General features: G+C 61.5%; 5 protein-coding genes and 1 pseudogene. 2 read left to right on the top strand and 4 right to left on the bottom strand.

The annotated features are described in order from the left end of the window. Both K728_RS0114975 and K728_RS19615 read right to left on the bottom strand, forming a co-directional pair. Nucleotides 1-1,764 (bottom strand): glycoside hydrolase family 15 protein (locus K728_RS0114975; RefSeq protein WP_024477183.1); only part of this gene is annotated, 1,764 nt, incomplete at its 3' end. A gap of 65 nt (nt 1,765-1,829) precedes the next feature. Beyond that, nucleotides 1,830-2,703, bottom strand: a pseudogene (locus K728_RS19615) (glycerophosphodiester phosphodiesterase family protein). A gap of 194 nt (nt 2,704-2,897) precedes the next feature. Here K728_RS19615 and K728_RS0114965 point away from each other — a divergent pair. Next, nucleotides 2,898-4,103: a DUF445 domain-containing protein gene (locus tag K728_RS0114965; RefSeq protein ID WP_083850972.1), complete on the top strand. Its 1,206-nt coding sequence runs from the start codon at nt 2,898-2,900 to the stop codon at nt 4,101-4,103. A 37-nt stretch (nt 4,104-4,140) separates the two neighbouring features. Here the strand turns inward: K728_RS0114965 and K728_RS0114960 are convergent, their stop codons facing one another. Continuing rightward, nucleotides 4,141-4,890, bottom strand: a complete 750-nt coding sequence (locus tag K728_RS0114960) for a hypothetical protein (protein ID WP_019483942.1) — start codon at nt 4,888-4,890, stop codon at nt 4,141-4,143. A gap of 114 nt (nt 4,891-5,004) precedes the next feature. Beyond that, entirely contained in the window at nt 5,005-5,271 is a 267-nt protein-coding gene (locus K728_RS0114955; RefSeq protein ID WP_019483943.1) for a GlsB/YeaQ/YmgE family stress response membrane protein, read from the bottom strand. A 373-nt stretch (nt 5,272-5,644) separates the two neighbouring features. Here K728_RS0114955 and K728_RS0114945 point away from each other — a divergent pair, with 373 nt between their 5' ends. Further along, nucleotides 5,645-5,899, top strand: a complete 255-nt coding sequence (locus K728_RS0114945; protein ID WP_019483945.1) for a DUF6458 family protein — start codon at nt 5,645-5,647, stop codon at nt 5,897-5,899. The last annotated feature ends 7 nt before the right edge of the window (nt 5,900-5,906 follow it).

Here is a 5,906-nt window from a genome sequence, read left to right as displayed (position 1 = left end):
GGCGGCACGCACCAAGGCCAGGTGCGAGAAGGCCTGCGGGTAATTGCCAGCCATCCGTAAACTGTCGGTGTCGTATTCCTCGGCGAGCAGGCCCAGGCCGTTGGCATAGCCCACCAACTGGTTCATCAGCCGCTTGGCATCGTCAATCCTGCCGGACCTGGCGTACTGTTCCACCAGCCAGAAGGAGCAGGCGAGGAAGGGGTGTTCGCCCGGTTCCAGTCCGTCCATACCGGCTTCGGTGCGGTACCTCAGCAGCAGCCCTTGTTCGTTGGCCAGCTCTTTCTCCAATCGGGCCACGGTACCGAGCATCCGGGGATCGTCGTAGTCCAGGAAGCCAACCTGCGGGAGTTGCAGCAGGGAAGCGTCAACCTCGGGGCTGCCGTAGGTCTGAGTGAAGGAGTTGATAGTGGTGTCGAAACCCTTTTCCAGGATGTTTTCGCGAAGCCGGTCACGAAGTTCCGCCCAGCGTTCTGCGTGGCCTTCAAGCCCATGCTCACGGACGGCTCGCACTCCGCGATCGAAGGCGGCCCACATCATCACCCGGGAATGGGTGAAGTACTTCAGCTCACCGCGCATCTCCCAGATGCCGTGATCGGGATCGTCGAAATGGTTCTCGGCGAAGCTCAGCAGGGCGCGCTGCAGGGGCCAGGAAAAGCTGTCCTCCAGCACTCCCCTGTTACGGAGCTTCTCCAGCACCACCATGACCTCGCCGACGACGTCTGCCTGGTACTGGTCGACGGCCCCATTGCCAACCCGGACCGGGGTGGACGCTTCGTAGCCGGGCAGGTGATGGAGGATCTTCTCCGGCAGCTCGCGCTCCCCACCAACGCCGTACATGATCTGCAGGTCCTCCGGGTCGCCGGCGACGGCACGCAGCAGCCAGTTGCGCCATTCCAGCGCCTCCTCCTGGTACCCGTGGGTCATCATCGCCTCAAGAGTGAGCGCCGCGTCGCGCAGCCAGCAGAAGCGGTAGTCCCAGTTCCGGGCGCCGCCGAAGTGCTCGGGCAGCGAGGTGGTGGGGGCGGCCACAATCCCGCCGGTGTCCTCGTGTGTCAGTGCTCGCAGGACGAGCAGCGAGCGTTTGACGATGGGATCGTACTCCCCCTGCTGCTCAAAGCTGGCGGCCCAACCGGCCCAGTAATCAATCGTTTCCCGGAGAGCGATATCGACGTTGATGGGCTCGGGCATGGGCCGGTAGGAGGGATACCAGACAAGTTCGAGGTCGACGGTTTCTCCTGCGGCAACAGTGAACTCGCCTTCGTGTCGGCGGTGGGAGGCGTGCGGCAGGTGCTCACCGCGCAGCGCCAGGGCGTCGGGGCCCGCAATCGCCGAGATGGCCTCCCCGCTTTCATCGGTTTGCCTGCTGACCCAGGGGAGGATCTTGCCGTAGCCGAAGCGGACCACCAGTTCCTGGCGCATCGGCACAGTGCCGCTCAGCCCTTGAATCCTCCGCACCAAGGACGCGCGGCGGTCGCCGACCGGCATGAAGTCGGTGACCTGGACGTCCCCGGCGTCGGTGTGCCAGCGGGTCGCCATCACAAAGGTGGAGTCAATGTAGCGCCACTCCACGACCTCGGCGGAGCCCGCACCGGGGGCGGGAGCGATCGCCCATCGACCGTGGTCCTGCTCGCCCAGCAGCGCGGAGAACAAAGAATCAGAATCAAACCGGGGGAAGCACAGCCAATCCACGCTCCCGGTCTTGGAAATCAGCGCGCCAGTGTGCATGTCGGAAACGAGTGCGTAGTCTTCGATCGGAGATTGCATGATTCAACTCAATCACATTCGCCTCCGGACTCCCCTGATCCTGGCGGCCACTATCGCGGCTCGCGTCATGGCTGCGGGCGCGTGCCATCCAGTTGTGCACGGACCGCCGCGGGACGGTTGGTGGTGATTTCCTGGATGCCCAATTCACGCATGAGTTCGACGTCGTCGGCGTCGTCGACCGTCCACACACGTAGCCGGATCCCCTCGGCCAGCCAGCGGCGCACTCTGGCTGGATGCGTCCTCACGTAGTCAATCCCGGGGCCCGCCATGCCCGCCGAGTGCGAATCAATGTTCCGCTCTCCGTCGTTGAGCGCCCGGCGGAGCAGCCCGATAACCGCGGCCGCGGTCAGCGCACCCAGATGCAGCTCAGCCCGCAATTCGATGGGCCGCACGTCGGAGACCAGCTGGCAGACGATATGCGATGGCACCTTCTCGAGCAGGTGCCTCACGGAGTCGGGGTTGAAGCTCATGAAGCTGATACTCACGTTGGCGAGAGTTGAACTGACCGGATCCCACCCCTGTTGCATCAAAAAGGTGATCAGCTTCTCTTCGAGTTTGAGCCCAAAGGGGCTGGGGTGCTTGAGTTCGATGGCAAGGGAGACGTCCCGGTCCGCCGCCAACAGCAGGTCCAACAGGTCCCCCAGCGAGAGGAACTGGTCGGCGATCCCCCCATATTGAGGGGGGGATGGTGGCACCCTTCCACGACGCAAAATCGAGATCCCGCAGTTCCCGCAGCGTATGGTCCGCAACGTCACCGGTTCCGCTTGAGGTCCTGTCGAGGGTGGAATCATGAATACATACCAGCTGCTGATCACGCGTCATGTGGATATCGCATTCGACGCCGTCGGTTCCCTCAGCGAGCGCCTGGAGGTAAGCGGCGCGGGTATGTTCGGCGAACTGGTGGCTGGCGCCGCGGTGGGCGAAAATTGTGTACACCACGCCCCATCCCGTCGGCAACCAGCATCTACCTGATACCGTACGCGAAATTGGCCAGCCCGGCGTGACTTACCCGGCCATACGCTGCTTTACTGGCTCAGACGGATGCACCCGCCTGGGGCACCGTAACCCCCGGAGGATCCTTGAGCTCTCACCTAGCCGGCACTGACGCAGAACGGGCCGCCGGGCTGCGGCGCATGAAAGTGGTTGCCACCGGGCTGCTCGGTGTCATGGCGCTGATCTTCATTGTCGCGTTTGCACTGCAGGACCAGTATCCCTGGTTGCAGTATGTACGCGCCGCTGCTGAAGGCGGCATGGTCGGCGCCCTGGCGGACTGGTTCGCTGTGACCGCACTCTTCAAACATCCAATGGGCGTCAAAATCCCCCACACAGCCATCATCCCTCGCAAGAAGGACCAGATTGGGGCGTCACTGGGCCAATTTGTCGAGGATAACTTCCTCTCCGAGACGGTGGTGCAACAAAAATTGGCATCGGTGGGAATCGCGCAGAAGGCAGGTGCGTGGCTGGCCACTCCCGGAGGCGCGGATCGGGTAGCCGTTGAGGGAGCAGCCTTGATTCGGGGCGCGTTCACCGTGCTCGACGACGATGCGGTGCAATCCGTGATCGAGTCGATGGTCCGGAAACACCTGCTCACGCCACCCTGGGGGCCGCCGGCAGGGAAAATTGCCGAGCGGATCTTCGAGGACGGCCATCACCATCAGCTGGTGGACCTCCTGGTGGACCGTGCCGCCGACTGGGTGGACACCAACTATGACCTCGTCTCAGGCCTGGTTTCGCAGCGATCCCCCACCTGGGTGCCCCAGTTCGTGGACGGCCTCGTGGGGGACAAGGTGTACGTGGAGCTGACCAAGTTTATGCGTGCTGTTCAGACCAACCCCAACCATGATGTGCGGCTGGCCCTGGATAAATATCTCAAGGACCTGGCTCAGGACCTGCAGCACGACCCGGTGGTAATCGCCAAGGCCGAAGGCATCAAGGCGCAGGTGTTGGGCGACCCCCAGGTGCGCGATCTGGCGGCTCGCACCTGGACCACCATCAAAAAGGCCCTGATGGAAGCTGTCGACGACTCCGATAGCGAGCTGACCCGCAATTTCAAGACAGCGGTCCGGGACTTCGGTCGCCGGTTGTCCACGGACGCGGAGCTGGCTGGAAAGGTTGACCGGTGGATTGCCGATGGGGCGGGCTATCTGGTGCGCACCTACCGCAGCGACATTGCGGCAATCATCACCGAGACCGTTGGCCGCTGGGACGCGGTCGAGACCTCACAGAAGATCGAACTGCAGATTGGAAAGGACCTGCAGTTCATCAGGATCAACGGCACCGTGGTCGGTTCCCTGGCGGGCCTGCTGATCTTCAGCGTCGCCCACGCCGTCTTCGGGTAACCCGGCACGGGTCAGCACACGGAGCGGCTACCCCTGGTCAGCTATCCAGGTCCTTCAGGAGCTCGCCTGGGACCACACTGGGTGCGGGGCCGAAAGCCTGAGCGGTTGCGGTAATCACCGCCCGTCCCATCATGTGGTTACCGGCTCCACCGACGACAGCCCCAATACCGAAGGGGAGAGCCCTACCCAGCAGAGCGCCGCCCTGCTTGGCCAGCATTTTACGTACGAAGCGTCTCCGGATGCTGTGGCCGATGGTACGCGCAATCGGTGAGGACACGCTTCCTCCCAGGACCGTCCCCCAGTGCTCTGACGCTCCACTGCCCGAGCCGCGGAGCACCGACTGAATCAGCGCGAGGCCCTCCTCGCCCATGAGGATGGCCATCACGAGGGTCCGCGCCCGCTCCGGATCTCCAGTCTGGACGCCGTGAAGTTCGGCAATGGATTGGGCGTACAACGCCGTGGCTTCAAGAAAGCCGACGGTTGCCGCAGCTGAAAGACCCAAAGATGCAATTGTGCCGACGGCGGGCACCACTGCGGTTGCTCCCACCGCTGCGCCGGTGACGGTGATGACTGCCAGATAATGGCGTTCAAGGTCAGCGCTTATCTCAGCTGCAGTGGCCTGCGGATTCTTTGCATACATCCGGCGCAGATTTGCCAACACGAGAGGCCGTTGCACCTCGATGGCTCGCTCAATGGTGCGCTGGATGCCCGGTTTCGGTTTTCCCTCCTTGTCGAAGAGCGCCCCATTGGCCATCCTGGATGCCGGATTGAGATTAGGCAGTTTCATGGCTGGTTTCCTTCACTTGAAAGCGGTTAACGCGGAACATAAGGCCCGAAATACATTGCGACAAAAAAACGCCGCCGGGTTTCCCCGACGGCGCTTTGTTGTGCAGCGTCTAAATTACGCGCGTGACTTGCGGCCGGTGATGGCGCCGTAAACAACCAGCACGATCAGCGCACCGCCGATAGCGAGAAGCCATGACTCAAGCGAGAAGAATTCGTTCATGTCAGCACCGAACAGCGCGCTGCCGATGAAGCCGCCGAGCAGGGCACCAACTACACCCAGTACGAGTGTGATGATCCATCCGCCACCCTGGCGACCGGGAAGGATGAGCTTGGCGATTGCGCCAGCGATAAGGCCTAGAAGAAGGAATGCGAAGAAACCCATGAAGTACTCCTTGTGATCGAGTCTTGTCTACGAGTGATACGTATAACAAAAGTGCTGTAATGCAGGATGTCCCTACACAAGCTTCCAACCATCCTACTTCATCAGCGTGCTTAGCTTTCAATTAAAGCGGTGCTGAGTTCATTAAACCCCCTGTGCACCATCTTTCAATAGGCCACGCCGGTGTTGATTTGATAACACTTGACTCGCCAGCTGGCACGGCGCGACGGCCGCTAATCCGCTAGTTAACGAGCATAAACCGGAACAACAGTAAGCTGATCACTACGTTAAGGCCGAAAAGCCAACTGTTCACCAGTTTCACCCCCGCTGGCCAATTCGTCGCGGGATGCCCTTTATCGAAGGAGTAGTAGACCAAATGAGAATCGGTTCTTCAATCGTACTTATTGCACTGGGTGCAATTCTTGCTTTCGCAGTCGCTGACGTCGTGGACTTCATCGACCTCACTCTGGTGGGCTACATCCTGATGGGTGTCGGAGTGCTTGGGCTCATTATTTCACTCGTAATGAACGCACCCCGCAGTCAGCGTCGGGTCACTGAATCCCGTTCAGTCCAGGACCCCAACACAGGCGAGACAGTCACCCGAAACGAAACACGCGACGGCGGCATCTAACAGTACC

The organism is Arthrobacter sp. CAL618, from assembly GCF_000468215.1.
In the GTDB taxonomy this organism is placed as follows: Bacteria; Actinomycetota; Actinomycetes; order Actinomycetales; family Micrococcaceae; genus Arthrobacter_D.
This window is presented reverse-complemented; position numbering and strand designations above follow the sequence as displayed.

Excerpts from the sequence above, each read along its gene's own strand:
- K728_RS0114965 (WP_083850972.1), top strand. The coding sequence starts at position 2,898 with ATGAAAGTGGTTGCCACCGGGCTGCTCGGTGTCATGGCGCTGATCTTC.
- K728_RS0114960 (WP_019483942.1), bottom strand. The coding sequence starts at position 4,890 with ATGAAACTGCCTAATCTCAATCCGGCATCCAGGATGGCCAATGGGGCG.
- K728_RS0114955 (WP_019483943.1), bottom strand. The coding sequence starts at position 5,271 with ATGGGTTTCTTCGCATTCCTTCTTCTAGGCCTTATCGCTGGCGCAATC.
- K728_RS0114945 (WP_019483945.1), top strand. The coding sequence starts at position 5,645 with ATGAGAATCGGTTCTTCAATCGTACTTATTGCACTGGGTGCAATTCTT.